The sequence below is a fragment of the Rhodopseudomonas palustris genome (assembly GCF_013415845.1).
GTDB lineage: Bacteria > Pseudomonadota > Alphaproteobacteria > Rhizobiales > Xanthobacteraceae > Rhodopseudomonas > Rhodopseudomonas palustris_F.
Map to the genome: position 1 here is coordinate 4,268,399 of NZ_CP058907.1, position 23,147 is coordinate 4,291,545.

The window sequence follows — 23,147 nt, forward strand, 5'->3', positions numbered from 1 at the left end:
ACAGGAACCGTCGTGCGGGGCCCCGACTCCCGTGATGGACACGCGGGACTTACGCGCGCCGAAGGGCTCCGACCTCGCAGTCAGGTCACCCCCGCGCACAACGCTGTGCGCGTTTGATGTTCAGCGCCAATGCAACGGCATCAGTCCGCTTCGCCTGAATGCTCTATCAGTCCGCTTCGCCTGATGCTCCCGACCTTCCAAACGAATGCGGCGAGCGCCGCGGGGTCCCGGCAACAGGGGTCGCAGCACTCGCCGTCTTGAAACACGTCATTCCGAAACGGCGCGGTGCACCGGTCGGGAGGGATGCGGCCGGTACGAGCCAGCCGCGACCGATCTTACTCTTCCATCGGCTCCTCGCCGTCGGCATCGCTCTCGGGCGAGCCGGCGAGAATCTGTTCGGCAATCAGTCCGGAGTTCTGGCGGATCGCCGCCTCGATCTTGGCGGTCATGTCGGGGTTGGCCTTGAGGAACGCCTTGGCGTTCTCGCGTCCCTGGCCGAGCCGCTGGCTGTCATGCGAGAACCAGGCGCCCGACTTCTCGACGATGCCGGCCTTGACGCCGAGATCGAGGATCTCGCCCATCTTGGAGACGCCTTCGCCGTACATGATGTCGAATTCGACCTGCTTGAACGGCGGCGCCAGCTTGTTCTTCACCACCTTGACGCGGGTCTGGTTGCCGACCACCTCGTCGCGTTCCTTGATCTGGCCGATGCGGCGGATGTCGAGCCGGACCGAGGCGTAGAATTTCAGCGCGTTGCCGCCGGTGGTGGTTTCCGGCGAGCCGTACATCACGCCGATCTTCATCCGGATCTGGTTGATGAAGATCACCATGGTGTTGGACTTGTTGATCGAGGCGGTGAGCTTGCGCAGCGCCTGGCTCATCAACCGCGCCTGCAGGCCGGGCAGCGCGTCACCCATCTCGCCTTCGAGTTCGGCGCGCGGCACCAGCGCCGCCACCGAGTCGACGATCAGCACGTCGATCGCGCCGGAGCGCACCAGCGTGTCGGCGATCTCAAGCGCCTGCTCGCCGTGGTCGGGCTGCGAGATCAGCAGGTCGTCGACATTGACGCCGAGCTTGCGGGCATAGACCGGATCGAGCGCGTGTTCGGCGTCGACGAAGGCACAGATGCCGCCCTTCTTCTGGGCTTCTGCGACGCAGTGCAGCGCCAGCGTGGTCTTGCCGGAAGATTCCGGTCCGTAGATCTCGACGATCCGCCCCTTCGGCAGACCGCCGACGCCGAGCGCGATGTCGAGCCCGAGCGAGCCGGAGGAGATCGTCTCGATGTCCATCGAGCGGTCGTTCTTGCCGAGCCTCATCACCGAGCCCTTGCCGAACTGACGCTCGATCTGAGACAGCGCGGCGGAGAGCGCCTTGGATTTGTCCATTGAGGAACCTTCGACGATACGCAATGCGGTGGGGGCAGCCATCAACGTGCTCCTTATGAACGGGATTCGGCAACTGGACAAACGGCGCCGGCCTCAGCCAACAGAAACAACGTACCCTATTTGTTCTCTGTTCGCAATATGTTCTTTTGAGGCTGTGTGAATGCCTTCGCACCCGGCGAATTCATGAGATAGCGTTTTCAAGCCCGCACGCCGTCGCCGCGCGGCAGCAACCGCCACCTCCGCCGCGCGACAAGCCGCCCGAGCTTCCCGCAGCCGCGGCGACAACGCCGCGGATCCGTCCCCCTGTCAGAACGCGACCTTGAGGCCGCCGCTGACGCCGGCGTCGTTGCCACTGCGGCGGGCGAAGCTGGTGGTCCCGGTCACGGTGGCGGAGACCTTGTCGGTCACCAGCGCCGAGACGCCGGCGGCGACGCGGCCGTAAGTGCCGCCGTCGGCCGACACCGGGGTCAGGATCGGCAGCAACGGGGCCGTGACCAGCGTGGTGGTGACGCTGTGGCCGCCGAGGAAATCATGCGCGGCGGTGAGGTTGACGAACGGGGTGTAGATGCCGCTGCCGAGCTGCAGCGGATATCGGAACTGCACGCCGGCATCGCCGGTGAGGCTGTCGAGCGTCTGCCGGTCCACCATCATGGTCAGCAGCACATCGCCGGTCTCGGTGTAGCCCTGGATGGTGGCGTAGCTGTATTGCAGGCTCGCGATCGGCCCGACGCGCAGCTTGCCGGCGTCGAACAGATAGCCGGTCTTGGCGGCGGCGGTGAACACGTCGGCATGGGTGCTGCCGCGGATCATGTCGATGATGCCGCGACGCTCGAGCGACAATTCGTGCCGGCCATAGGCCACGATGGCGTCGGCGAACCAGTGCGCATCGGCGTAGGAGCCGTACCCCGCGAACTGAAACGCGTCGATCCGATTGCGGGTGTCCTGGACGCCGAGTTTGACCTCGGGCTGCGCATAGCCGAACACGCCGCCGACGCGCCAGTTCGGATCGAGCCGATACTCGACGCCGAGATAGCCGCCGGTCGAGGTGTAGTCGTAGCCCGACGCATAGAACTGCCGATCGCGATTGCCGCCGGCATAGCTGACGTCGCCGTACACCGACCAGCGATCCTCCGGGGCCGCCGGCATCGCCGCCTTGGTCGGCATCGCCGCCATCGCGGCGCCGAGACCGAACGGCTGGAAGCGACGGCTGGCGTCGAGGCGGTCGAGCGCAGAGGCCGTGAAGCCGGTGATCACGGCGTTAGCGATCCCCGCCTGCGGCGCCACGGTCGAGGGCGCATCGATCTGATTGGCCATGTAGTTGCCGATCAGTGTCATCGCGGCGGCGGTCGGATGCACCGCGTTCTGATAGAAGCAGGTGGGACTGTGCGGCGCCGAACTCTGCTGGCATAGCGGGTCGGCAGCAAAGCCGTATTGGGCGGGATTGGCGTAGATCCGCGCCTGCAGGATTTCGAAGTCGAACAGGAAAATGCGCACTCCGGCCTGGGCCATCGGCCGGAGCAGGAGCTGGATCTGCTGATAATAGGTGTGGGCAAAGGCGTCGCGGGCAGCGTCGCCGATGGCCCCGCCGCCCTCCGGCACCGGGAAGTACTTGGAATTTCCGGCGCTGAGCCAGGCGATGTTACGGGCGCCGGCATCGACCAGCTGATGCACCCCGGAGGTGACGACGTTGTTGTAGGTGACGCCGTCGTAGGTACCGGACAGCGGAGCCACCCCGGTGCCGTTGACGGCACGTCCCGCGGCCGCGATGCCGAGCGCGGTGGCGCTGGAGACGCTGCTGGTCAGCAGCGACGAATCGTTACCACCGATCGACACCGTGACCAGGTCGGTGCTGCTGAACCTGACCCCGTCATGAGCGAGCCGGGCAAGCTCATAGACGAAGCCGGGCAACGGCGGCACCAGACCTGGGATCTCACTGTTGAGCGTATTGGTGTTGTCGGTGAGCGCGCCGCCGATCGCATAGTTGGTCAGGCCGCGCAGACCGTAGATCGATTGCAGCGTCTCGACGAAATTGGTCCCGCCGGTGAACCGGCAATTGTCGGGCAGCGGCAGTGACTGGCAGCCTGCAGGCGCGCCGGCGAGACGAAACGCACCGCCGGGTGCCGCGCCGGTGTCGGCATAGCTGTCGCCAAAGCCGTAGATGCCGGTGAATTGCGCTTGCGCCGATACCGACGTGGCACCGACGAGACCGATCGCCACGACACCCGCCACCATCGCGCTGCGGACCCTTGGGGCAATAACAGCGAATAAGCGAAAGCCAGCCGAAAGAAGCCACGCGCGCGGTCGCGCGCCCCTGATTGAACCATCGGACATCGCGAATCACCCGCCCCCGTTGCAAAGCCCAGCAGTGTGGCCTGTCACGAGAGCCGGCAACTGAGAGAAACACGGGAGACGTGCTAGTAAATAGTCTCGCTCCACAGCAATCACGAAACACGCGGCCTGCGCCTGGTAATCGCTTGCCGGCCGCGTTGCACCGGGCGCTGCTATCAGCCTGCTCCGCAGGCCTTGACCGCGTCGGTCCGACGTAGCTGCGGATGATCCGCGCGCACTACGCTCGGCTTCGGCGGAGGATGTGTCTGGTTCTTAACCGCAACTCATAGTCATCGGCGCCGATCGTCCAACATGCGGACGTGCTGCACAATTGGACCGATCAGCAAGCCTCCCCTTCACCCTTTCTCAACCCGGCTTCGCCACAACTGAAAGGATGGACAGCCTTCTTGCCACTCCAAAGATGCCGGACAAGGTGCGGGTGCTGTGCAGCCGCTGCCGGGTGCCGTTCCGGGAGAAGATCAAGAACATGCGGGAGGGGTTTCAGACCCAGTGCCCGAATTGCAACCAGCTGATCACCTTTTCCTGCGACTCCGGAGATCTCGGGGTGCAGCGGGCGATGACCGAGGCGCGCCGCATCCGCAACGGCAGCGCCGCGGCGGCCGTCTACGGTGGCGGCACTGAGCGGCTGTGAAGACCGCGCCGGCCGCCTCAGCGCAGGTTCTGGATGCCCCACATCACCAACAGCATCGCCGGCACGCAGACCGCCGCATAGATCGCCCATTTGGTCAGGCCCGCGCCGGTGCCGCGCTTGAAGGCTTCGAGCAGCCGATAGGTCGCGATGATCCAGGGCAGGATGATTCCGACCGCGACGGCGTCGACCACGTACCAAAAACTCATCTTCCATCGTCCCGTGCAATGACCGCTCGCCAGCTTTACCGCAGCCGCCCCGCTCCACCATCCATTCCTTCGGCTGAGGGCAATCGGCCGCAGCGGCGGTATCGAGAGATCAGGGTTTTCCTGACACGCCCAACCGATTCCCCTGGAACTGGCGGACAGCATTTCGGATCGACAGGCATTTTCGCGCGTACTAGCCTGGGGTGCCATCCGCTTCGACAGGAGACCGTGACCGACGGGCGTGCGCGCTGCGATGGCCGCCGCGTCCCATGGGAGCAAACGAACAGGAGAGCGTCTTGGACAAATTTCTCCGCGACGAAAACCTGAAGCTGTATCGCCGACTGCTGTCGGAGACGACCGACGAAGACCGCCGCCGGGTGCTGAAGCAATTGATCGCGCAGCTCACCCAGCACCATTCCCACCAGGGGCACGGCGGTTCGTAACGCCAACGGTATTTGATTTTACGCATAGGCAATGCCGAGCAGCCGCCGCTAGCCTGCCGCCGTCATTGCCGAGCTTTCTAGAGGTGGGGAGTTTCGACCGTGACCGGAGCCCCGAACACGGCCTCGTTCGGGGCTCCTTGTTTTTTGTGGGTGGAATGACCGCGCTCGTCATGTCGCAGCGTCAGACAGGTCGCAGTCCCCGTCGTCAGTCCCCCTCTCTTCTCTGATGATCGCCATCGCCGCGCAGGTTCCGTTTCATTCGGAACCCGACATGCTCTAGGCTTCGCGCGCGGGCGCGCAGGACAGCACCCGCCTTGCATCGATCAGGCTCGTCATCGCCGCGTGCTGTTTCGGCACCGGCTCTGGGACAGGGAGACAGGAATGCGCCGGCAGGCCATGGACAGATTTCGGATCGGCACGCTGATCGCGCTGACGGGCGCGGCGATCGCCCTGGCGGGCTGCGGCGAAGGCTCGCGCGGACAGCAAGGCGAACCCGGTCCGCAAGGCCCTGCCGGACCAGCGGGGCCCGCCGGCCCGGCCGGTAAGGACGGTGCCTCAATCTCCAGCATCCGTACCCTGACCTCGACCAGTTGCTCCGCAAACGGTTGCCCGACCGCCTGCGATGCCGGCGAGGCGCTGGTCTCGGCGCTGTGTGTCGGCAACGGCTCGGCGCGGTTCAGCGACAATATCACGGTCGAGAACGGCATCATGACCGCACGCTGCGGCGCCAGCTCGGTGCGCATCGAAGTGAGCTGCGCCCGCAAGTAATCCCGCAAGGATTGAGCAAACCAGCACAGGCCGCCGGCGTCTGACGTCGGCGGCTTTTGCCGTTCAGGATCAGCGGCTTGACGATTCGGTTGTGAACGTCCGCATCCGTTACCGGTGGTATGAACCGGATTAAGCTTGCATGCGATTCAGACGCATTTTAATGGTAAAATGGTACGCTAATTGATCTAGATCAAGCGCATGGACGGCCGCACCCGGCAAGTCGTTTTTCTAGAACTAAAGGCGGACCCGGCCTTCCAATGTCGCATGTGCTTTATCAGTGTCCCCGGACCGGGATGAAGGTCCAGGCTTGGCTGCAGGAAGACCCCGGAAGCTCGGCACAGACTACGTTCGAGCTGCTGCATTGCCCGGCGTGTTCGCAGATGCACTTCGTCGACCGCCGCACCGGCAGCCTGCTCGGCGACAAAAAGAAATAGCCGGCGCGCAAGCTCGCGCCGCCCTGTTAGGCGTCGCGCAGGTCCCATCCACTTGTAGGATCGATAAGTGACGGATCACTCGGGCTCGAGGGCGCGGGGCCGATCCGGCAGCACCGCGTTACGCAAGGTGGGGTGCACCTCGATCCGGCCGTTGTAGTCGATGAAGCCGGCTTTGCGGAACTTGTTCATAAAGTAGCTCACGCGCGACCGGGTCGTCCCGATCATCTCCGCCAGCGTCTCCTGGCTGATCTCGATCGGCACCGGCCGCGACGCCTCGGCCGGGTCCGCAAGCAGCAGCAGCAGCCGCGCCAGGCGCTTCTCGCTGTTGTTGAACAGCTGATCGATCAGGTCGTCTTCGACCCGTGAATTGCGCGCCACCAGGTGCCGGGTGAACAGCTCGCACATCGCCGGCTCACGCTGCAGCGTCGCCATCATCGACGCGTTGGTGATGCTGGTGAGGGTACAGTCTTCCAGCGCAATCGCGGTCGCGCGGCGGCGATGATCGAGCAGACCGCTTTCGCCGAAGAATTGTCCGGGCTGCAGGATGGCGACCACCGCGCCCTTGCCCTGCTCCGACATCACCGACAGCTTGATGCGGCCTTGCTGGATGTACATCACGCAATCGGCGGCTTCGTCTTGCGTGAAAATGGTCTGGCCGGCGCGAAATTGCAGAACGGCGCGTCCCGTACCTGCACTGCGAAGAAAGACCTTTGGATCGAACGGCACCTCGCGCGACGTCACGTGATATCCTGCGAACGAAAACGAATGATTCAGTCGGATCCGGCCGCGCAACGAGTTGCGTACGCCGGGGTTCCGTCCGCGCATCATCCTCAAATCGCAGAAAAAATCTGTGCCGTTTTGACCACCTGCCTATCGCCGCAGCAGTGGCCGTTAGACGAGCTTAATTGCTCTGGTGGGTCTTGCGCTTGGCCTTGGGCTGGGTCGCCTCGGCGCCGCGGACGCCGCCCCACGGATCGTTCGGCGCCTGCGCATCCGGAATCTTACGCAGCGATTCCTGGTAGGCCTTCTGCCGGACCGCGTCCTGGGCCTTCTCTTCCGGGGACTTGTGCTCGATCTCCGGCACCAGATTGACGTGCGGGCCCTCGCCCTGGGCCAAAGCCGGCCCCGTCAGCAGGGCCAGGACGGCAACGCCGTGCAGAATCTTCATCGCAAACTCCCTTTCGCGCGAGCCGTGCCCGGCCGCAGCGCTACAGATGATCCGACCGGCAGGATTTCGGCGATTGCCAATCTTCCCAGATCGGACCGCATTTGGTGCAACCGTTCAGCACGATCGCCGTCACCACCAGGCCGACCACCAACGCAACTCGTCTGACCATCGTGTCCCCTTTCGGATGCCGCCGAACTTAAGGGATCGACCGTGTCGTTTTCAAGCCGTCCCGAATCGGATGGGATGCTGCGAAACGCCGCGAAACATGCGGATAATCAACGAGTCAGGGAGAGACGCATGGCAGAGCAGCAGGTGGCGGAGTTCGGCCTTCAGGAGGCGCGGCAGATGCTGCAGCAGGCGTTCGCGCCCTGGGTGCTGGACCTCGGCCTGTCGATCGAAGCCCTCGAGCTCGATCCGCCTTCCGGCAGCCCGGCCGACTGGCAGCCCGGCGCAACACTGCGGATGGCATTCTCCGAGCGGCTGTGCCGCAGCGGCGGCGTGGTCTGCGGCCAGGCCCTGATGGCGCTGGCCGACACCGCGATGGTGTTCGCCGTCTGCGCCGGCAACCGCGGCTTCCGGCCGATGACCACGGTCGATCAGACCACCCATTTCCTTAAAGCCGTCGCCTCGACCGACGTCATCGCCGACGCCCGCTTGGTCCGGCTCGGCCGCACCATGAGCTTTGGACGGGTCACGCTGCTCGGCGCCTCCGACGGCAAGCCGGTGGCGATGGTGTCGAGCGCGTTTGCGATGCTGTAAGCGGGCCGGGCGGCGGCTTCACAGGCGCCGCGCCGACAGCCGTCCAGATGCAGCGTTCAATAGCGGCCGCGGCTCGGTCCGGTCTGGCCGCCGCCGCGATACGGACCGCCGTAGCCGCCGCGGAAACCGCCGCCGAATTGAATCACCGGCCCGGGCGGCGGATCGTAGATCGGCGGCCGCCGCACCACGACGGCGTCTTCGTCCTCAACATAGACCCGGGTCCGCGAGGCCTTGCCGCTGCGTTTGGGCGGATCGTCGCGCTCGGCCCGGCTCTTGGTCTTCTTCACGTCGGTCTTCTTGGGCTCAGCCTTCTGCTGCAGCGCCGGCGCGCTCGGCCCGCACGGACAGGTCGGCGCCGCGGCGGCAACGACCGGCGTCGCGAGCGCGGCCGGCACCACCACCGCGTTGTCGGGGCGATTGCGCAGCCGCTCGGCGAGCTTGCGCGCGGTCGCGGTAAGGTCGCTGTCCGGATATTCGGTCAGGAATGCCGCATAGGCCGATCCGGTGTTGACGAGCACCGCCCGGCTCCACGCCTTCATCCGGCGATGGCGGTCGAGCCAGCGCTTGGCCTCCGGCGCAAACGGCGGCTCGGCGTAGAGCCCGACAAACGCTTCATAGGCGTCGGCCGAACCGTCGGACACGATCAACGTATTGGCCTGATCCACCGGCTTGCCCTTTAGGAAGGCGCGCCATTCTTCGACCGTGCGCGGCTTCGGCGCCGCGGCGTCGGTTGTCGCGGCGGCGGATGCGGCGAAGAACTGGAAGTCGTCGACCAGCGACGAGCTCTCCCACGGCGTCTGGCGGCCTTCGGTGGCCTGATGCACCGCGAGCCGCACCCGCTTGAGGGTGTCTTCGATTTTCAGTCCATTCTCGCGCCCCGCTTTGAGCAGCGCGGTGGTGTAAGGGCTGTTGGCACCGCCCCCGTCCTCGGCTTCAGCGCCCGGCGAGGTCGAGTACGACAATAACGTGCCGGGCGCGCCGGACTTGGTATCGACCAGCGCCAGCCCCTGCCCCGTGGTCTTGTTGATATTCGGAAACGGATTGTTGCGGCAGGCATCGAGCATGATGATCCGGCTCTTGCTCGGCACCGAGCCCAGCGTGTTGAGCACGTCGTCGAGCCGCACCGCCTGCAGCGGAATGTCGGCCTCGCGCTTCGGATCGACGTCGACCGGGATCAGATAGTTCTCGCCGTCCACCTGGATGCCGTGACCGGCATAGAACACCAGCGCAACGGTCTCCGGCCCTTTCGCCGCGACCGCGGCGGCGAAGTCGCCGACCTTGGCGCGAAGCTCGATCTGGCCGAGATCGGACGCCTCGGTGACCTCGAAGCCGGCCTCGCCGAGCAGCGCGGCGATCGCCTTGGCGTCGTTCACTGGATTGGGCAGCGCCGGCACGGCCCGATAAGCCGATTGCCCGATCACCAGCGCGACCCGGCTTTCCGCGGCCGCAGCGGCCACTCCGCACAGCAGGCTGGCGGCGGTCGCCGCAGCCCTCAGCATCGCGCGTCGCATGGCGTCTCCTTGCCGACCAATGACCGCTCTTGGTCGCAGCCTGGCAACAGCGGGTTCAGGCGACGTGGCAAATCGACGCCGAAAGGCGGCGTGCGAGGAAAGCTGCGGTTAACATTGTCGGCAAATTGCCTCGTGGAACCAAGGTGATGTTGGGAGTCGGCGGTTAGTCTCCTGGCCGTCGCGCCGGGGCTTGCTTCGGGCGCGCTTCGACAATGCAGGACCGAGAGCTTTGGCCGAGACGTTCCCCACCACGCCATTCGTACATCGCCGCGCCGGTGCCCTCGCCACGACGACCGCCGACCCCGGCGTGCTGCCCGGCGTCGCTGCGATCGACAAGGCAGCTTGGTGCGATCTGGCGACCCGGGTGATCGAGCCGAACGGTTACTACCTGCCGGAATGGGTGATGGCGGCGAACGGCGACGACGCGTCGCTGCGCGCTCTGACCGCGCACGATTCCGCCGGCCGTCTGATCGGACTCCTGCCGGTGATCTCGTGCTGGCGCGCGTTCCGCCTGCCGCTGCCGGCACTGGTATCGGCCGATCCGTTCCGCTCGCTGGATACGCCGCTGCTTGACCGCGATGCAGCCAATGACGCCGCCGCCAAGATCATCGCGCAGGCGCGCGCCGCAGGCGCCCGCGCCTTGGTACTGCGCGACGTCGCCCGCGAGGGCGAAGCCGTGGCTGCGTTCACACGCGTGCTCGCCGCCGAAGGCCTCAACCCGCGCCTGATCAACGGCTGGACCCGCGCCGGCCTCGACGCCACCCGCGACGGCGAAGCCCTGCTGCGCCAGGATCTCGATACGAAGAAGCTGAAGAACCTGCGCCGTCTCGAGCGCCGTCTCGGTGAGCACGGCGAGGTGCGCTTCACCGTCGCTCGTACCGCGGATGAGGCAGCGCGCGCGTTCGACGTGTTTCTGGCGCTGGAAGACAGCGGCTGGAAGGGCCGCCGCGGCAGCTCACTGAAGCGGCAGCCGGAGCTTGCCGCGCGGCTGCGCAGCGCCGCGGTCGCGCTCGCCTCGCGCGGCCAATGCGAGGTGATCACCCTGTCTGCCGGTGTGACGCCGGTCGCAGCCGGAATCGTGCTGCGCCACGCCGACCGCGCTTACTTCTTCAAGCTCGGCATCGACGAGAGCTTTGCGCGCTGCTCGCCCGGCGTGTTGCTGACAATGGCGCTGACCCGGCATCTGTGCGCCGACCCGGAGATCCGCTTCGCCGACTCCACCGCGAGCGCCCAACATCCAATGATCGACCCGCTGTGGCGCGGACGGTTCGCGGTCGGCGACCTGGTGCTGCCGCTGCGCAAGCGCGATCCGCTGTTCGCACCGATCGTCGCGGCACTGTCGGCGCGCGACCGGCTGCGGCACCTCGCCAAGCGGCTGTTGAAGCGCTGATTATTCCGCGGCTTCCGCGTTCAGTTCCGCCGAAAGCTTGCGGATCGCGCGGGCGATCAGGGTCGGATCCTGTGCGCCGGACACCGCGTATTGGTGCATGAACACATAGGTCGGTACGCCGGAGATTCCCTTGTCGGCCGCCTCCTGCGCCTGCGCCGAAACTTCCTCGACGTCCTGATCGGTGGCGAGCCTGGCGCGGATATCGGCGGCGTCGAGCCCGCATTCCACCGCGGCCTGTACCAGCACCTCAGGATCGGTGAGATCACCGCCGTCCCGGAAATACAATTCCATCAGCCGCTGCTTCATCGCCGGGCCCCGCCCGATCGCACTCGCCCAATGGATCAGGCGATGGCAATCGATCGTGTTCGGCTGCCGCTGCACGCGCTCGGGATGATACTCCAGTCCCTCTTGCGCAGCAGTCTCGGCGATGCGGCCGGCGATTTCCTTGTAGCGCTCCGGCGATCCGAACTTCTTGGTCAGATACTCGTCGCGGCTGATGCCCTCGCGCGGCACCCAGGGATTGAGGAAGAACGGCCGGTAGATCAGCTCGACCGGCACCTCCGGCGCCAGCGCGATGGCCTGCTCGATGCGCTTCTTGCCGATGTAGCACCAGGGACAGACCACGTCGGATACCACGTCGATCGTTAGCGGCTTCAGCGTGCTCATCGGCGCCTCCTCGTTGTCGTTGCCGGCACAGTCCCACACAGATGGGGCGCAGGCAACGCCGGACAAGGCGGATCAGAGCCGCGCGGCCAGTTCGCGCAATCGCGTCCCCGTGATCGCATCGGCCGGAAAGAACGTCTCGATCGCGATTTCCGACAGGGTGACGTCGATCGGCGTGCCGAACACCATGGTGGTGGAGATGAAGCTCAGCACCTCGTCGCCGAGCTGCAGGCGAAACGGCACCGCGACCGCATCCGCTGCAATCGGCGCGGCGCGCGCCGGCACCGGATAGGTCTTCAGTTCTTCGTACAGCGCGATCAGCTTCGGATCGGCGCTGGTCTCGCACTGCCGGTGTAGTCGCTCCAGCAGATGCGCGCACCACTCGCCCAGATTGGCGGTGCGTGCCGCCAAACCTTCGGGATGAAACGACAGCCGCAGCACGTTGAGCGGCGGCGCAAGCAGATGCGGCGCGACGCCGTCGAGCATCGGCGGCACCATGCGGTTGGCCGACACCAGGTTCCAGTGCCGATCGACCGCCAGCGCCGGGTTCGGCTCGTGCGCGGCAAGCACCTGATCGACCGCAGCCCGCACCGAGGCGAGCGCCGGGTCATCCAGCGAGCGCTGCGGGAATGCCGGCGCGAAGCCGGCCGCGACCAGCAGCACGTTGCGCTCACGGAGCGGAACGTCGAGCCGCTCGGCGAGCCGCAGCACCATCTCGCGCGACGGCGAGGCGCGTCCCGTCTCGACGAACGATAGATGCCGCGCCGAGATTTCCGCGTCGAGCGCGAGATCAAGCTGACTGAGCCGGCGGCGCTGCCGCCACTGCCGCAAGTAATCACCGATCCGGACCGGCTGCGCGCCGGCGGCGGCATTGATCGAAGACACGTTGGTGTTCATGCGCGAAAGCTAGCACGCACACCGCACAGCATCCATGACCTCCGAGGTAAAGCGTTTCTGACCTGCCAGGTAATCGAATTGCGTCGCGCATCCCGGCATCCTTCGGGGCATCACTGCAACCGAAGGAGATGTTCCATGATCCAATCATCCATGACCACCCCCTCGACGCTGCTCCGCCGCGCCCTGCAGGCCGACGCTGTCGTCAGCGGCGCGATGGCGTTGCTGCTGAGCTTGGCGGCCGGCACGCTCTCGCGCCTGCTCGCCCTGCCGCAGCCGCTGCTGCTGGAGACCGGACTGTTCCTGATCGGTTACGCCGCCCTGGTCGGCTGGCTCGGTACCCGCAGCCTGCTGCCGCGGGCGCTGGTGCTGATCGTGATCGGCGGGAATGCACTATGGACGCTCGCGAGCGTCGCACTGCTGCTCAGCGGCGCAGTGACGCCAAACGCGCTCGGCATTGCTTTCGTGCTGATGCAGGCGACGGCGGTCGGGATCTTCGCCGAGCTGCAGTTCATCGGGTTGAAGCGGAGTGATGCGGCCTTGGCCAGTTAGCACCAAAGCTTCCGCCGTCATTGCGAGCGAAGCGAAGCAATCCAGCTTCTTGCACGGATCTGGATTGCTTCGTCGGCTTCGCCTCCTCGCAATGACGCGACGAGAGGCTGCGACTACAATCAGGCTACCTTGGATTTGCTCGCAGCAGCCGTCTTACGCGACGACGTGGTCTTCGCCGGCTTCGCCGCTTTGGTCTTGCCGGCCTTTGCCGTCACGACCTTCGTTTTCGCTGCCTTGCCGGCGCCCTTCGTCGTCGCCGCCGCTTTTGCCTTCACCGCTTTCGGCGCCTTCGACTTGGCGACCCTCTCGGGCTTCGAGGGCTTTTCCGGCTTGGCCTTACCGGCCGCCTTCGCGGCCTTGCGGGCGGCCTTCTCGGCTTCGGCTTGCGCCTTGCGCTCGGCCTTCAGCTTCAGCTTGGCTTTCTCAACCCGGGCTTCAGCGGCCTTCTTCTTGCGCTTCTTCTCGCAGGAGACGCACTTGCAGCCGATCGGCTTCAGATAGGCTTTGAAGTAATCGGTGCCGTAATCGTAGTTGATCTCTTCGCCCGGCTCGATGTTCTTGATGGCGCGGATGATCACGCGCTTCTTGCGCGGATTGACGTCGGACTCAGCGTTCGGCTTGCAGGCGTGGTTGATGTAGCGCGCGACGTTCTTGCGCACCGAGCCGTCGATGGTCCAGCGCTTGTTCAGCTCGAACAGGTATTTGTTTTCGATGCCGTCGTGCTTCTTGTTGTGCGCGTCGAGCAGCGGCCCGAAATACCGGATGATCTTGGCGCCCTTCTTGATGGGCTTGACGGCAAACAGGCCGAGCCCGGTTTTGGAGCGGCCAACACGGTAATGGTCATTCGACAACAGCGGCATGGTTCTTCGATTCGAACGCGGCTAAAGGACGGACACACGAAGGCGCCGTTCTAGAGCGATTCCGCCGCAAAGGGCAGTACCTGAGCGGAAATTGCTCGAACCTTCCCCAGCCGGACGCCGACCGACAAAGGTTCCGCTGCGATGCAAAGCCTGCCAATGCGACTGCTCCCTGCCCTCGCCGTGCTGCTCCCGCTCACTATTTCGGCCGCGTCCGTGGCGCCGGCCCGGGCTGACGGCGCCAGCAGCGTCTATAGTTCGACCGCTCCCCAGGCGTGCCGGGTCGCGCGGCCGGGCGGCGCGCCGGAAGACAGCGGCGAGTGGCTGTGCCCCGGCCAGGACGGGCTGGTGGTGGTCGTATCGGAGATGGACCTGCGCCAGAGCGTCAGCGTCGGCCGCAATTACAAGGATGCCAGCGCCCAGCCGGCGGCCAAAACCTCGTTCGGCCCGTTCAACTCCACCACCGATACGGTCGAATGGCGGCTCGACGGCGCCGGCAAGCCGTTCGCCATCATCCAGCGCTGGCACCTCGCCGACAACGACGATCTCGGCAAAGGCGGCCGGCCCAACACCAAGCAGATGCTGGTGGTGACGCGGCTGCCGCCCGGCGCGGTGTGCCATGTCGCCTATGTGGACGTCGCCGCCAACCGCAACGCCAACGAGGTGGCACGGCAGGCGGCCGACGAGCTGGCGCGCGGCTTCGCCTGCGGCAAGGACAAGCCCAAGCCATTCGGCAGCCCGGGGCGCGCCACCGCCCTGGCTGCGCCGAATTGAAGTGGTCTAAACTGATGCCTGCCTAAATTAGGTGCCCGGCCCTTGCCGCCGGGCTGCCGCGGTTTACTTCCCTCGAGGGGGCACGCACAATCGGGCGGGGCGACGGCGCTCCGCCGCGGTCCTCCGCAGGCGGCGACAGCGGAGAAACGTGCAATGAAGGCGGTGTTCGCCAAGCTCGGCAGCGACTTCTTCTCCACCATCGTCTTCGTGGTGCTGTATTTCTCGACCGGCAACGTCGCGCTGGCGACGATCGTCGCCGTGCTCGGCGCGGTCGGGCAGTTCATCTACGCCAAAGTGAAGGGCCAACGGCTCGACGTGATGGCCTATGCCAGCGTCGCGCTGGTGGTGGTGCTCGGCGGCGCCACGCTGCTGACCAACGATCCGCGCTTCGTGCTGATCAAGCCCAGCGTCGGCCACATCGCCGTCGGGCTCCTGATGCTGCGCCGGGACTGGATGCTGCGCTACGTGCCGCCGATCGTCGGCGACACCATCCCGGACTATGTGCGGATCGCCGGCTACGCCTGGGCAGCGCTGATGCTGCTGCTCGGCGCCGGGGTGATCGCCGCGGCGCTGACCGGCGATATCAAGCTGTGGACGTTCTACGTGATGGTGATCGCGCCGGCGTTCAAAGTCGCAGCGTTCGCCGCGCAGTATCTGGTGTTTCGCTTCGCGATCCGAAGCCGGCGGCGGGCCGCAGCCGCGACAGCAGCGACGACCGCAGCGACGCCGATCACGGCCGAGCCTTAGCGGCGACTTACATCCGCGGCGCGGCGGCGAGCGCCAGCGCGCGATCTTCGTTCGGTGCAAGCTGCGCAGTCGCCCGCGCGTAGTGCTGATCACCTTCGTACACCACCACGATGCCGCCGACGCCATTGTCGAGCGCCGAGGTGGTGAATGCCGCCAGTCCGGTGCGATCGAGCGGCACGTGCGCAGCGATCACCCGGTCGCCGTCGCGGAAGCTCACCGTGCCGGTCGGCAGGCCGTGCGGGCCGGTGACGGCGGCGGTCAGCGTCACCACCGCGCCGGGTGCCGGAGCAGCATCGGACGACGACAACGTCAGGCGCGGCTGAGCCAGGACATCGAGCGCGACCTCGGCCGACTGGCTCGGCAGCACGATCAGCGGCAGCCGGCTGGCGCTGCCGGCGTAATCGGCGCGCAGCAGATGCCGCCCCGGCTTGAGGCCGTCGACCGTGAGGCTCGGTTTGCCGGCATCGATCCAGCCCAGCACGGTGCTGGTCGACAGATCGTAGAACACCACCCGGCCGTCAGGGACGCCGGCGCCGTAACCGGTGCGGACGGTCGCGTTCAGTACGAATCTTCCGGGAACACTGGGCTCGGCGATGATATCCAGGCGGGTGACGGTCGTCTCGGACACCACCTCGACCTGCGCGGCGGCAGGGAGGCTGGTCAGTCCGGGCAGCAGCGCCGTAACGGCAAGCACGGCACTCACGTATGACAAACGCATGTCGGGTCTCCACCTTGAAGGCGTTGGAAACCTCGAGACGTCCTCCTAAGTTAACATAGGATAGCACGACGCGTGCACTGCACCACAGGTATCTGCATGCGCGGCCGGCAGAGCAGGACACCGCCCGATTCACGATGACGGATTATCGCGGCCCCTGGCCGCAGCGGGGTGGCACGTTCGGGCTTGTTTGTCGCTCCCGCACCATACTAAGAGGGGCGGCCCGGTGAACTCACGAGGACCGGGACCAAGGGGAGAAACACATGGCAGTCGACGGAAACTGGAAACTCACCATGAGCACGCCGATGGGCGAGCGGCAGGCCGACCTGACGCTGAAGGCCGACGGCTCGACGCTCACCGGCTCGCAATCCGCCGACGGCGATGCCGGCGAGATCTTCGACGGCACCGTGAACGGCGACGACGTCGCCTGGAAGCTGTCTATCACCAACCCGATGCCGCTGACGCTGAGCTACACCGGCAAAGTGAGCGGCGACAGCATCTCCGGCGAAATGGGCATCGGCCCGATGGGCTCGTTCCCGTTCACCGGCACCCGGGCGTAAGGCTTCGACGTCGCGGCCGTTCCGCGGCAGCCGCAGTTACCAATGTCATCACCGGGCCGGCGCGCAGCGCCGAGACCCGGTGATCCATCACTTGAAGAAGATGGATGGCCGGGCCTTCGCCGCGCCGAAGGGGCTTCGGCCCCGCAGGCGGGTCGCAGCCCGGCCATGATTGTTTTGAGGACCTAGGCGGTCATTCCGGGGCGCGCGTGAAACGCGCGAACCCGGAATCTCGAGATGTTCTGCGTCAAGCCGTTCGGGCCCTGAACCTCGGGATTCCGGGTTCGCTCACTGCGTGAGCGCCCCGGAATGACGGTGAGGTCTTTCGCGACTGAAGCTTCGCTTCAGCCCAGGTTCAGTTCCTTGAAGAAGTCGTTGCCCTTGTCATCGACGATGATGAAGGCCGGGAAGTCGACGACGTCGATCTTCCAGATCGCTTCCATACCGAGCTCGGGATATTCCAGCACCTCGACCTTCTTGATGCAGTGCTCGGCGAGGTTCGCCGCGGCGCCGCCGATCGAGCCGAGATAGAAGCCGCCATACTTCTTGCACGCCTCGCGCACCGCCGGCGCGCGGTTGCCCTTGGCGACCATCACCATCGAGCCGCCGGCCGCCTGGAACTGATCGACGAACGAGTCCATCCGGCCTGCGGTGGTCGGGCCGAACGCGCCGGAGGCGTAGCCGTCCGGGGTCTTGGCCGGGCCGGCGTAGTACACCGGATGGTTCTTGAAGTAATCCGGCAGCGGCTCGCCCTTCTCCAGCCGGTCGCGCAGCTTGGCATGCGCGGCGTCGCGCGCCACGATCATGGTGCCGGTCAGCGACAGCCGGGTCTTGATCGGATGCTTGCTCAGCGTCGCGAGGATGTCCTTCATCGGCTGGTTGAGGTCGATCTTCACCACCTCGCCGCCGAGCGCCTGCTCGACTTCCGGCAAATACTGCGCCGGGTTGTGCTCGAGCTCCTCGAGATACACGCCGTCCTTGGTAATCTTGCCGAGCATCTGCCGGTCGGCCGAGCACGATACCCCGAGCCCGATCGGCAGGGAGGCGCCGTGGCGCGGCAGCCGGATGACGCGGACATCGTGGCAGAAATACTTGCCGCCGAACTGCGCACCGACGCCGAGGCTCTGCGTCATCTTGTGGATTTCCTGCTCCATCTCGACGTCGCGGAACGCGTTGCCGAGTTCGGAGCCGTGCGTCGGCAGCGCATCGAGATAGCGCGCGGAGGCGAGCTTCACCGTCTTCATCGTGGTCTCGACCGAGGTGCCGCCGATCACGATCGCCAGGTGATAGGGCGGGCACGCCGCGGTGCCGAGCGTCATGATCTTCTCTTTCAGGAACGCCAGCAGCCGGTCGCGCGTCAGCAGCGACGGCGTCGCCTGGAACAGGAAGCTCTTGTTGGCCGAGCCGCCGCCCTTGGCCATGAACATGAACTTATAGGCATCATCGCCCTCGGCGTAGATCTCGCACTGCGCCGGCATGTTGTTGGCGGTGTTCTTCTCTTCGAACATCGACAGCGGCGCGACCTGCGAGTAGCGCAGGTTGCGGCGCAAGTAAGCGTCGCGCGCGCCTTCCGACAGCGCCGCTTCATCATCGCCGTCGGTGATGACGTTCGCCCCCTTCTTGCCCATGATGATCGCGGTGCCGGTGTCCTGGCACATCGGCAGCACGCCGCCGGCGGCGATATTGGCGTTCTTCAGGAAGTCGAGCGCGACGAACTTGTCGTTCGGGCTCGCCTCCGGATCGTCCAGGATCTTGCGGAGCTGCTTGAGGTGGCCGGGCCGCAGATAATGGTTGATCTCGCCGAACGCCGCCTCCGACAGCGCCCGCAGCGCCTCGCGCTCCACCACCAGCATGTCGCGCCCGAGCACCTTCTCCACCCGAACACCGTCCGACGTGATCTTGCGATAGACGGTGTCGTCCTTGCCCAGCGGAAACAGCGGGGTGTGCTTATAGGGCGGAACCGGGGTGGCAGCAGACGGAATTGGGGTGGGAGCGTTCATGGACAGGGCCTCGAATGGGGAAATTCGCGGCCCTGTCTAGGCGGTTTCGGCGGAGTTTTGAAGGGTTCAAAACGGGAGGGAGGGGAGCGTCATGGGACCTGCCGGGCCACGTGGTCGGCAACCGGAACAGGAGTATCTTCCAGCGGCGGCTCAACCGGAAGGCCACTTTCCGCGACTTCCACATCCGGCTCCGATTTCAGCACGATGGGCTGGGCTACCAACGGCCGCTCTTGTGGTCCGGTCAGCTCCTGCTCTGCCGCATCGCGCATCGCTTCCGTATTCACGCTCGCAGGCTCAGCCTTGGCCTCCGGAAGACGCGGCGCAGTCCGCTGCCAGGCCCGTAGATGCTGCCCGGCTTGATCGTAAGCGAGCGGAACGATCGCCTCCAGTTCGGCAATGAAATTCTTGCGCTGTGCGAACCGGGCGCCGATATCACGTACCATGATCACGTCGAACGAGGTCACCACCTGCCCCGCCCTCTCATCGACCGCTTGATCTATATTTTCTCGCAGCGATGCAAGCGGTCGCTGAGTGCTGCTGGTTCGTCCCGGCCAATATAGGCGGATATGCCAATTCTCGTTCGTCGTGAGCGGAAACTGGCGCAGCAGCCAGTTCAGCCTCGCCTTTGTCCCCTTCTTGTCGTCGGGCGCCCTCAGATGCATCGAGACCGCGAGCGATCTGGTCTTGATATCCGCCGTCACCTCCAAAGGAGATGCTGCGTCCGGCACGATCAACGTGGCGGACAGCGCATGCTGCTCGCATAGGTAACAGCTGTCAGCCTTAGCCCGCGCATCGAGATCGCGAAGATGTTCCCTCGGGATTCGCGGCGACACTTCTACGCCGAGTTGCCGGCTCATCGTCAGCGATAGGTCGCGCACGACTTGGTGCCATGCCCCGACGATCTCGCGCGTCGCAGCAGAGTTCGAGGACGGCATTGCCCCGGCTTGGACAGAAGCCACTAAATCGGTCCAGCACGCGGGCATCTGATCGAAGCCCTTCACACCCGCGCTCGTGTGGGTCAGAAAACGAACCATTTCGTTGAGGACGAATCTCTGATCCCGATCCAGGATTTCATCGTTGGCGAGGAGAAGGCTTGCCTCGGTAAGCACGTGCATCCACGACCAGTGAAACAGCTCGATTTTGCGCCGCGCTGAGGGTGAAACCTGCAGGGGGTGAACCGCCGGAACAGCAGCGAACTGGTTGGAGATCGTAATCAGCGCGTCGATGTCGTTCTCGCGTGCAAGCGCCAAGTAACTCTCGACCTGCCCGACTTCCAGTTCGGAATTCCCGACCTTGGCCTCCACCAGCGCGCGCCACTGGCGATTGCCCGTGGTGAGCACGATCAGGCCGTCCGGCCTCATTCTGTCGGTCTGAGACGAGAAGCAGACTTCGGTGAACGTCTCGATCTTGGTTCGGGGGCCAGCTCGTTGGCCCACCGTATTCATCATCGAGCGACCGAACTCGTCCACGTTGGCGAGACACGCCAACAGGATCGAGGCCGTCCGACCTTCCTTTGAAGTATCGGCTAGAACCGGAAAAAGCCGAGCGCGCTCACCGCGACTTAAATAACTTGGAATATCCAACATCGGGCCCCCTAAAATACAACCCAGAGTCGCAATACTGCAGCAGATTCCCTCCGACCGGAAGCTGGGAAATTCGCGTCGAGTCCGTATGGAAAACGCAAAGATAAGCTCCATGCGGAGGCCTTGTGCGTCACCACCCTAGTCAGGATACCGCCTGTTCTTCCGCCTCCCGCACAGGGGTGACCAGTGCGCGCGCGGCTAGCGACGAGTTCTGGTTGGGAGCGGCGCGCTCGAAGAAATCTGCCGAACCTTGCAGCGGACTGAGCATCCCGCGGGCTGATCTCCAGACAAGTACGCGATCCAGGGAGACTCTGGATCTCCTGATTGTCCCTCGGCAATATCCACGCTGATGAGTGACCGCGAACCTGGTCCTCTTGCATCTGGCTTCGGCGCAAGCTTCAGTACGATCGGGGACTGAGGAGAAGACTGATGCTGAGCCGCCTGCCCTATCTCATTGCCACCGCTGCTATCGCCGTCACGTTCGCCGCCTCCCCCGCCCGTGCGGATCGCTGCGATGATCTTGCCAAGCAGCTCAAGGCGCAGATCGATGGGATCGGCATCGGTAAGACCGCGGCTAATATGATCTACCTGTCGCATCCGGCCGCGAAGGCGCTGCGGCTGGGGTGTCCGAGCCGCACGGTGAAGAACGAGATCTACGGCCAGGCGTCGGCGCGAAAACCGTCGCCGGAATTTCAGGACCTGATCGCCAGCGCCGCGGCGATCGTGTTCACGATCCCGAAGCCGGACACGCTGCGCGGCGTCAAGCGCTGCTTCGGCCGGGTCGGTATCCTGCGCGGCAACGACATCAAGACCCGCTTCCGTCGGCTCGACATGCGCTGCACCCGGACCAAGACCGACGCGTCGATCTCGATCACCCGCGACAGCAGCGAGTAGCTGCGCGGCCGCCGCTGGCGGCGCGCCTTCCCCTCGTCCCATCCCCCAGTCCAAAGCCCGGCATTTGAAGCAAATGCCGGCGCAGGGGTGCGCGCAAAGTTCACCGGACGGCGCGATCATCGCCCGTGATCCGATGCCTACCCGGGCGCGACCGATGGCAAGCCGCCACCACCGCACCATCTGATCGGGGGACGTTGGCCAACACGAGGAAAGACTGATGAGCAGCATTTCGAACGTGTCGTCGACACCGGCGGCCAAACCGACGACGCAGGCGAGCCCGCCGCCACCACCTCCGCCGCCGAAAGACGACAAGGACACCACCAGCATCCAGCCGCCGAAAGCGGCGCTGCCGCCCGGACAGGGCGCTCGCGTCGACCAGATCGCGTAAGCGCGACGGCATAGCACCTTCCGAACGACGACTGGCCCCGCCTTGCGCGGGGCTTTGGCGTTTGTGCTGCGCAACGTGCGCCGCTATCGCGCGCAAGGCGCGGTCTGCTAGACTCCGCCGGCACGACCAGCGGAGTGCCCCTGATGAGCGACGTCAAAGTCCTGACCGGCGGCTGCCATTGCGGCCTGGTGCGGTTCGAATGCACCACCGACCTGACGATGGTGACGGCGTGTAACTGCTCGATCTGCACCAAGAAGGGGCTGCACTTCACCTTCCTGCCGCCGAAGAGCTTTCAGCTCCGCGCCGGGCAGGAGAGCCTGAAGGAATATTTGTTCAACAAGCGCGCCATCAGCCACCAGCTCTGCGGCGAATGCGGCGTCGAGGTGTTCGCCCGTGGCGCCAAGCCCGACGGCACCGAAGTGGTGGCGCTGAACGTGGCCTGCATCGACGGCATCGAGCTGTCGCAGCTTAAAATGACGCCGATCGACGGGCGGCATCGGTAGGCTACGCGCAAGTCCACCAGCGTCATTCCGGGGAGCGCGTGAAACCCGCGAACCGGAATCTCGAAGTGGTATGCTCGGATCAGATTCCGGGTTCGCGAGCTTTCGCTCGCGCCCAGGAATGACCCCGGAGAGAGGTCGAGCGCCACCGGACAAGCTGTTACTTATCCAGCTCCTTGTAGTGCCGGAAGATGCCTTCTTGGTTGAGCGGGATGCGGCGGTCGCTGGCCAGATAGGCGGCGATGTTCGGGCGTTCGGCGACGCGGTCGTGCAGCGCGACCAGCTTGGGAATGTCGCGCTCGAATTTTTTCATGTGCTTCGGAAACGCGTAGCGCAGGCCCTCGACGATCTGAAACAGCGACAGGTCCGCATAGGTCGGCTTGCGCCCGGTCAGATAAGCGCCGCCACCGCCGGCGATCAGCCGTTCGAAATAGCCGAGGAATTTCGGCGCACGATTGTCCCAGAACTCGTCGGTGCGCTTTTTCGCCGGCTTCCGCTGGTCTTCGTAGTACAGCATGGTGCCGATCGGATGGTGAGTGTCGTGCACCTCCTGCACCAGGTCCGCGATCGTGAGCTGCAGCTGATGCACCCACAGCCGGCCGGCTTCGCTGGCGGGCGCAAGGCGATGGCGACTGCCGACATACAGCAGGATGTTGGCGGTCTGGCCGATGATCAGCTTGCCGGATTTGAGAAACGGCGGCGCGAACGGCGGCGTGCCTTGTTCCGCCTGCATCAGCTTCATCATCGTCGACATGCCGGCCTTGTTGCGGCGCGCGGCATCGACATAGTCGGCGCCGGCCTCTTCCAGCGCCAGCCGCACGAATTCGCCGCGGCCCTGAATGGTCGGCCAGTAGTACAGTTCGTAGGACATCGGTTCGGCCCCTGTGCTGATCGCCGCGGCTCTGCCCACGCGCCGTCAACGCAGAGCCTAACAAAAAAGCGCCGCGGAAGGTCCGCGGCGCTTCGATGCTGGATCGCTCGG

The 23,147-nt window shown here is 65.4% G+C and carries 27 protein-coding genes; 13 read left to right on the plus strand and 14 right to left on the minus strand.

Features of this window, described 5'->3' with window-relative positions:
* Positions 1 to 335: 335 nt before the first annotated feature.
* Both recA and HZF03_RS19490 read right to left on the minus strand, forming a co-directional pair.
* Positions 336 to 1,427 (minus strand): recombinase RecA, encoded by a 1,092-nt coding sequence (recA, locus tag HZF03_RS19485; protein ID WP_011159387.1) that lies wholly within the window; start codon positions 1,425 to 1,427, stop codon positions 336 to 338.
* A 264-nt stretch (positions 1,428 to 1,691) separates the two neighbouring features.
* Positions 1,692 to 3,617, minus strand: coding sequence for an autotransporter domain-containing protein (locus HZF03_RS19490; protein WP_234832276.1), 1,926 nt, complete (start codon positions 3,615 to 3,617; stop codon positions 1,692 to 1,694).
* Positions 3,618 to 4,107: 490 nt separating this feature from the next.
* Here HZF03_RS19490 and HZF03_RS19495 point away from each other — a divergent pair, with 490 nt between their 5' ends.
* Complete coding sequence (locus tag HZF03_RS19495) at positions 4,108 to 4,365, plus strand: hypothetical protein (RefSeq protein WP_119019013.1); 258 nt, start codon at positions 4,108 to 4,110, stop codon at positions 4,363 to 4,365.
* Positions 4,366 to 4,382: 17 nt separating this feature from the next.
* Here the strand turns inward: HZF03_RS19495 and HZF03_RS19500 are convergent, their stop codons facing one another.
* Positions 4,383 to 4,571, minus strand: a complete 189-nt coding sequence (locus HZF03_RS19500; protein ID WP_012497226.1) for a hypothetical protein — start codon at positions 4,569 to 4,571, stop codon at positions 4,383 to 4,385.
* Between the two features lie 293 nt (positions 4,572 to 4,864).
* On the opposite strand from HZF03_RS19500, the gene HZF03_RS19505 reads away from it, so the two are divergent.
* The 3 genes from HZF03_RS19505 to HZF03_RS19515 all read left to right on the plus strand — a co-directional run bounded on the left by HZF03_RS19505 (position 4,865) and on the right by HZF03_RS19515 (position 6,213).
* Entirely contained in the window at positions 4,865 to 5,011 is a 147-nt protein-coding gene (locus tag HZF03_RS19505; protein WP_012497227.1) for a ferritin family protein, read from the plus strand.
* Positions 5,012 to 5,392: 381 nt separating this feature from the next.
* Positions 5,393 to 5,779, plus strand: coding sequence for a hypothetical protein (locus tag HZF03_RS19510; RefSeq protein ID WP_011159397.1), 387 nt, complete (start codon positions 5,393 to 5,395; stop codon positions 5,777 to 5,779).
* A gap of 293 nt (positions 5,780 to 6,072) precedes the next feature.
* Positions 6,073 to 6,213 (plus strand): hypothetical protein, encoded by a 141-nt coding sequence (locus HZF03_RS19515; RefSeq protein WP_162301648.1) that lies wholly within the window; start codon positions 6,073 to 6,075, stop codon positions 6,211 to 6,213.
* Positions 6,214 to 6,288: 75 nt separating this feature from the next.
* On the opposite strand, the gene HZF03_RS19520 is transcribed toward HZF03_RS19515, so the two are convergent.
* The 3 genes from HZF03_RS19520 to HZF03_RS19530 all read right to left on the minus strand — a co-directional run bounded on the left by HZF03_RS19520 (position 6,289) and on the right by HZF03_RS19530 (position 7,550).
* Positions 6,289 to 6,954, minus strand: coding sequence for a Crp/Fnr family transcriptional regulator (locus HZF03_RS19520; RefSeq protein ID WP_119019034.1), 666 nt, complete (start codon positions 6,952 to 6,954; stop codon positions 6,289 to 6,291).
* Between the two features lie 160 nt (positions 6,955 to 7,114).
* Complete coding sequence (locus HZF03_RS19525) at positions 7,115 to 7,381, minus strand: hypothetical protein (RefSeq protein ID WP_107345577.1); 267 nt, start codon at positions 7,379 to 7,381, stop codon at positions 7,115 to 7,117.
* A 40-nt stretch (positions 7,382 to 7,421) separates the two neighbouring features.
* Positions 7,422 to 7,550 (minus strand): peptidylprolyl isomerase, encoded by a 129-nt coding sequence (locus HZF03_RS19530; protein WP_107345578.1) that lies wholly within the window; start codon positions 7,548 to 7,550, stop codon positions 7,422 to 7,424.
* A gap of 128 nt (positions 7,551 to 7,678) precedes the next feature.
* On the opposite strand from HZF03_RS19530, the gene HZF03_RS19535 reads away from it, so the two are divergent.
* Positions 7,679 to 8,140, plus strand: coding sequence for a PaaI family thioesterase (locus HZF03_RS19535; RefSeq protein ID WP_119019014.1), 462 nt, complete (start codon positions 7,679 to 7,681; stop codon positions 8,138 to 8,140).
* 56 nt (positions 8,141 to 8,196) lie between these two features.
* Here HZF03_RS19535 and HZF03_RS19540 read toward each other — a convergent pair whose 3' ends face one another.
* On the minus strand, positions 8,197 to 9,651 hold the full coding sequence (locus HZF03_RS19540) for a caspase family protein (RefSeq protein ID WP_119019015.1): 1,455 nt from the start codon (positions 9,649 to 9,651) through the stop codon (positions 8,197 to 8,199).
* Between the two features lie 229 nt (positions 9,652 to 9,880).
* On the opposite strand from HZF03_RS19540, the gene HZF03_RS19545 reads away from it, so the two are divergent.
* Positions 9,881 to 11,041, plus strand: a complete 1,161-nt coding sequence (locus tag HZF03_RS19545) for a GNAT family N-acetyltransferase (RefSeq protein ID WP_119019016.1) — start codon at positions 9,881 to 9,883, stop codon at positions 11,039 to 11,041.
* Here the strand turns inward: HZF03_RS19545 and HZF03_RS19550 are convergent, their stop codons facing one another.
* Together HZF03_RS19550 and HZF03_RS19555 are read right to left on the minus strand one after the other, a co-directional pair.
* Positions 11,042 to 11,707, minus strand: a complete 666-nt coding sequence (locus HZF03_RS19550; RefSeq protein ID WP_119019035.1) for a DsbA family oxidoreductase — start codon at positions 11,705 to 11,707, stop codon at positions 11,042 to 11,044. It lies immediately after the preceding gene.
* A gap of 72 nt (positions 11,708 to 11,779) precedes the next feature.
* Positions 11,780 to 12,601: a helix-turn-helix domain-containing protein gene (locus HZF03_RS19555; RefSeq protein ID WP_119019017.1), complete on the minus strand. Its 822-nt coding sequence runs from the start codon at positions 12,599 to 12,601 to the stop codon at positions 11,780 to 11,782.
* Between the two features lie 150 nt (positions 12,602 to 12,751).
* On the opposite strand from HZF03_RS19555, the gene HZF03_RS19560 reads away from it, so the two are divergent.
* Positions 12,752 to 13,150 (plus strand): hypothetical protein, encoded by a 399-nt coding sequence (locus HZF03_RS19560; RefSeq protein WP_119019018.1) that lies wholly within the window; start codon positions 12,752 to 12,754, stop codon positions 13,148 to 13,150.
* A 119-nt stretch (positions 13,151 to 13,269) separates the two neighbouring features.
* Here the strand turns inward: HZF03_RS19560 and HZF03_RS19565 are convergent, their stop codons facing one another.
* The gene (locus HZF03_RS19565; protein ID WP_119019019.1) at positions 13,270 to 14,010 is read right to left on the minus strand and encodes an SET domain-containing protein; all 741 of its coding nucleotides are present in this window, start codon (positions 14,008 to 14,010) and stop codon (positions 13,270 to 13,272) included.
* 141 nt (positions 14,011 to 14,151) lie between these two features.
* Here HZF03_RS19565 and HZF03_RS19570 point away from each other — a divergent pair, with 141 nt between their 5' ends.
* Both HZF03_RS19570 and HZF03_RS19575 read left to right on the plus strand, forming a co-directional pair.
* Positions 14,152 to 14,781 carry a hypothetical protein gene (locus HZF03_RS19570; protein ID WP_119019020.1) on the plus strand — a complete coding sequence of 210 codons (630 nt, stop codon included), beginning with the start codon at positions 14,152 to 14,154 and terminating at the stop codon, positions 14,779 to 14,781.
* A 153-nt stretch (positions 14,782 to 14,934) separates the two neighbouring features.
* Positions 14,935 to 15,528, plus strand: coding sequence for an inner membrane-spanning protein YciB (locus tag HZF03_RS19575; RefSeq protein ID WP_119019021.1), 594 nt, complete (start codon positions 14,935 to 14,937; stop codon positions 15,526 to 15,528).
* A gap of 7 nt (positions 15,529 to 15,535) precedes the next feature.
* On the opposite strand, the gene HZF03_RS19580 is transcribed toward HZF03_RS19575, so the two are convergent.
* The gene (locus tag HZF03_RS19580) at positions 15,536 to 16,246 is read right to left on the minus strand and encodes an Ig-like domain-containing protein (protein ID WP_119019022.1); all 711 of its coding nucleotides are present in this window, start codon (positions 16,244 to 16,246) and stop codon (positions 15,536 to 15,538) included.
* A gap of 260 nt (positions 16,247 to 16,506) precedes the next feature.
* Here HZF03_RS19580 and HZF03_RS19585 point away from each other — a divergent pair, with 260 nt between their 5' ends.
* On the plus strand, positions 16,507 to 16,803 hold the full coding sequence (locus tag HZF03_RS19585) for a hypothetical protein (RefSeq protein ID WP_011159411.1): 297 nt from the start codon (positions 16,507 to 16,509) through the stop codon (positions 16,801 to 16,803).
* A 341-nt stretch (positions 16,804 to 17,144) separates the two neighbouring features.
* Here the strand turns inward: HZF03_RS19585 and HZF03_RS19590 are convergent, their stop codons facing one another.
* Positions 17,145 to 18,800 (minus strand): fumarate hydratase, encoded by a 1,656-nt coding sequence (locus HZF03_RS19590; protein ID WP_119019023.1) that lies wholly within the window; start codon positions 18,798 to 18,800, stop codon positions 17,145 to 17,147.
* An 89-nt stretch (positions 18,801 to 18,889) separates the two neighbouring features.
* The gene (locus HZF03_RS19595; protein WP_179906196.1) at positions 18,890 to 20,386 is read right to left on the minus strand and encodes a hypothetical protein; all 1,497 of its coding nucleotides are present in this window, start codon (positions 20,384 to 20,386) and stop codon (positions 18,890 to 18,892) included.
* 426 nt (positions 20,387 to 20,812) lie between these two features.
* Here HZF03_RS19595 and HZF03_RS19600 point away from each other — a divergent pair, with 426 nt between their 5' ends.
* The 3 genes from HZF03_RS19600 (at position 20,813) to HZF03_RS19610 (ending at position 22,168) form a co-directional block, all read left to right on the plus strand.
* A complete protein-coding gene (locus tag HZF03_RS19600; protein WP_119019024.1) occupies positions 20,813 to 21,277 on the plus strand; it encodes a hypothetical protein in 465 nt (154 codons plus the stop codon).
* A gap of 217 nt (positions 21,278 to 21,494) precedes the next feature.
* Positions 21,495 to 21,665, plus strand: coding sequence for a hypothetical protein (locus tag HZF03_RS19605; RefSeq protein ID WP_012497246.1), 171 nt, complete (start codon positions 21,495 to 21,497; stop codon positions 21,663 to 21,665).
* Positions 21,666 to 21,808: 143 nt separating this feature from the next.
* Positions 21,809 to 22,168: a GFA family protein gene (locus tag HZF03_RS19610; RefSeq protein ID WP_119019025.1), complete on the plus strand. Its 360-nt coding sequence runs from the start codon at positions 21,809 to 21,811 to the stop codon at positions 22,166 to 22,168.
* Positions 22,169 to 22,325: 157 nt separating this feature from the next.
* Here the strand turns inward: HZF03_RS19610 and HZF03_RS19615 are convergent, their stop codons facing one another.
* Positions 22,326 to 23,036 carry a glutathione S-transferase gene (locus HZF03_RS19615; RefSeq protein ID WP_119019026.1) on the minus strand — a complete coding sequence of 237 codons (711 nt, stop codon included), beginning with the start codon at positions 23,034 to 23,036 and terminating at the stop codon, positions 22,326 to 22,328.
* Between the last annotated feature and the right edge of the window lie 111 nt (positions 23,037 to 23,147).

What these genes read in the sequence shown, in the direction of transcription:
- recA (WP_011159387.1), bottom strand. Translation starts at nt 1,427, where the DNA reads ATGGCTGCCCCCACCGCATTGCGTATCGTCGAAGGTTCCTCAATGGAC.
- HZF03_RS19490 (WP_234832276.1), bottom strand. Translation starts at nt 3,617, where the DNA reads ATGGTGGCGGGTGTCGTGGCGATCGGTCTCGTCGGTGCCACGTCGGTA.
- HZF03_RS19495 (WP_119019013.1), top strand. Translation starts at nt 4,108, where the DNA reads ATGGACAGCCTTCTTGCCACTCCAAAGATGCCGGACAAGGTGCGGGTG.
- HZF03_RS19500 (WP_012497226.1), bottom strand. Translation starts at nt 4,571, where the DNA reads ATGAGTTTTTGGTACGTGGTCGACGCCGTCGCGGTCGGAATCATCCTG.
- HZF03_RS19510 (WP_011159397.1), top strand. Translation starts at nt 5,393, where the DNA reads ATGCGCCGGCAGGCCATGGACAGATTTCGGATCGGCACGCTGATCGCG.
- HZF03_RS19515 (WP_162301648.1), top strand. Translation starts at nt 6,073, where the DNA reads ATGAAGGTCCAGGCTTGGCTGCAGGAAGACCCCGGAAGCTCGGCACAG.
- HZF03_RS19525 (WP_107345577.1), bottom strand. Translation starts at nt 7,381, where the DNA reads ATGAAGATTCTGCACGGCGTTGCCGTCCTGGCCCTGCTGACGGGGCCG.
- HZF03_RS19530 (WP_107345578.1), bottom strand. Translation starts at nt 7,550, where the DNA reads ATGGTCAGACGAGTTGCGTTGGTGGTCGGCCTGGTGGTGACGGCGATC.
- HZF03_RS19535 (WP_119019014.1), top strand. Translation starts at nt 7,679, where the DNA reads ATGGCAGAGCAGCAGGTGGCGGAGTTCGGCCTTCAGGAGGCGCGGCAG.
- HZF03_RS19540 (WP_119019015.1), bottom strand. Translation starts at nt 9,651, where the DNA reads ATGCGACGCGCGATGCTGAGGGCTGCGGCGACCGCCGCCAGCCTGCTG.
- HZF03_RS19550 (WP_119019035.1), bottom strand. Translation starts at nt 11,707, where the DNA reads ATGAGCACGCTGAAGCCGCTAACGATCGACGTGGTATCCGACGTGGTC.
- HZF03_RS19555 (WP_119019017.1), bottom strand. Translation starts at nt 12,601, where the DNA reads ATGAACACCAACGTGTCTTCGATCAATGCCGCCGCCGGCGCGCAGCCG.
- HZF03_RS19560 (WP_119019018.1), top strand. Translation starts at nt 12,752, where the DNA reads ATGACCACCCCCTCGACGCTGCTCCGCCGCGCCCTGCAGGCCGACGCT.
- HZF03_RS19565 (WP_119019019.1), bottom strand. Translation starts at nt 14,010, where the DNA reads ATGCCGCTGTTGTCGAATGACCATTACCGTGTTGGCCGCTCCAAAACC.
- HZF03_RS19570 (WP_119019020.1), top strand. Translation starts at nt 14,152, where the DNA reads ATGCAAAGCCTGCCAATGCGACTGCTCCCTGCCCTCGCCGTGCTGCTC.
- HZF03_RS19575 (WP_119019021.1), top strand. Translation starts at nt 14,935, where the DNA reads ATGAAGGCGGTGTTCGCCAAGCTCGGCAGCGACTTCTTCTCCACCATC.
- HZF03_RS19580 (WP_119019022.1), bottom strand. Translation starts at nt 16,246, where the DNA reads ATGCGTTTGTCATACGTGAGTGCCGTGCTTGCCGTTACGGCGCTGCTG.
- HZF03_RS19585 (WP_011159411.1), top strand. Translation starts at nt 16,507, where the DNA reads ATGGCAGTCGACGGAAACTGGAAACTCACCATGAGCACGCCGATGGGC.
- HZF03_RS19590 (WP_119019023.1), bottom strand. Translation starts at nt 18,800, where the DNA reads ATGAACGCTCCCACCCCAATTCCGTCTGCTGCCACCCCGGTTCCGCCC.
- HZF03_RS19595 (WP_179906196.1), bottom strand. Translation starts at nt 20,386, where the DNA reads ATGTTGGATATTCCAAGTTATTTAAGTCGCGGTGAGCGCGCTCGGCTT.
- HZF03_RS19600 (WP_119019024.1), top strand. Translation starts at nt 20,813, where the DNA reads ATGCTGAGCCGCCTGCCCTATCTCATTGCCACCGCTGCTATCGCCGTC.
- HZF03_RS19605 (WP_012497246.1), top strand. Translation starts at nt 21,495, where the DNA reads ATGAGCAGCATTTCGAACGTGTCGTCGACACCGGCGGCCAAACCGACG.
- HZF03_RS19610 (WP_119019025.1), top strand. Translation starts at nt 21,809, where the DNA reads ATGAGCGACGTCAAAGTCCTGACCGGCGGCTGCCATTGCGGCCTGGTG.
- HZF03_RS19615 (WP_119019026.1), bottom strand. Translation starts at nt 23,036, where the DNA reads ATGTCCTACGAACTGTACTACTGGCCGACCATTCAGGGCCGCGGCGAA.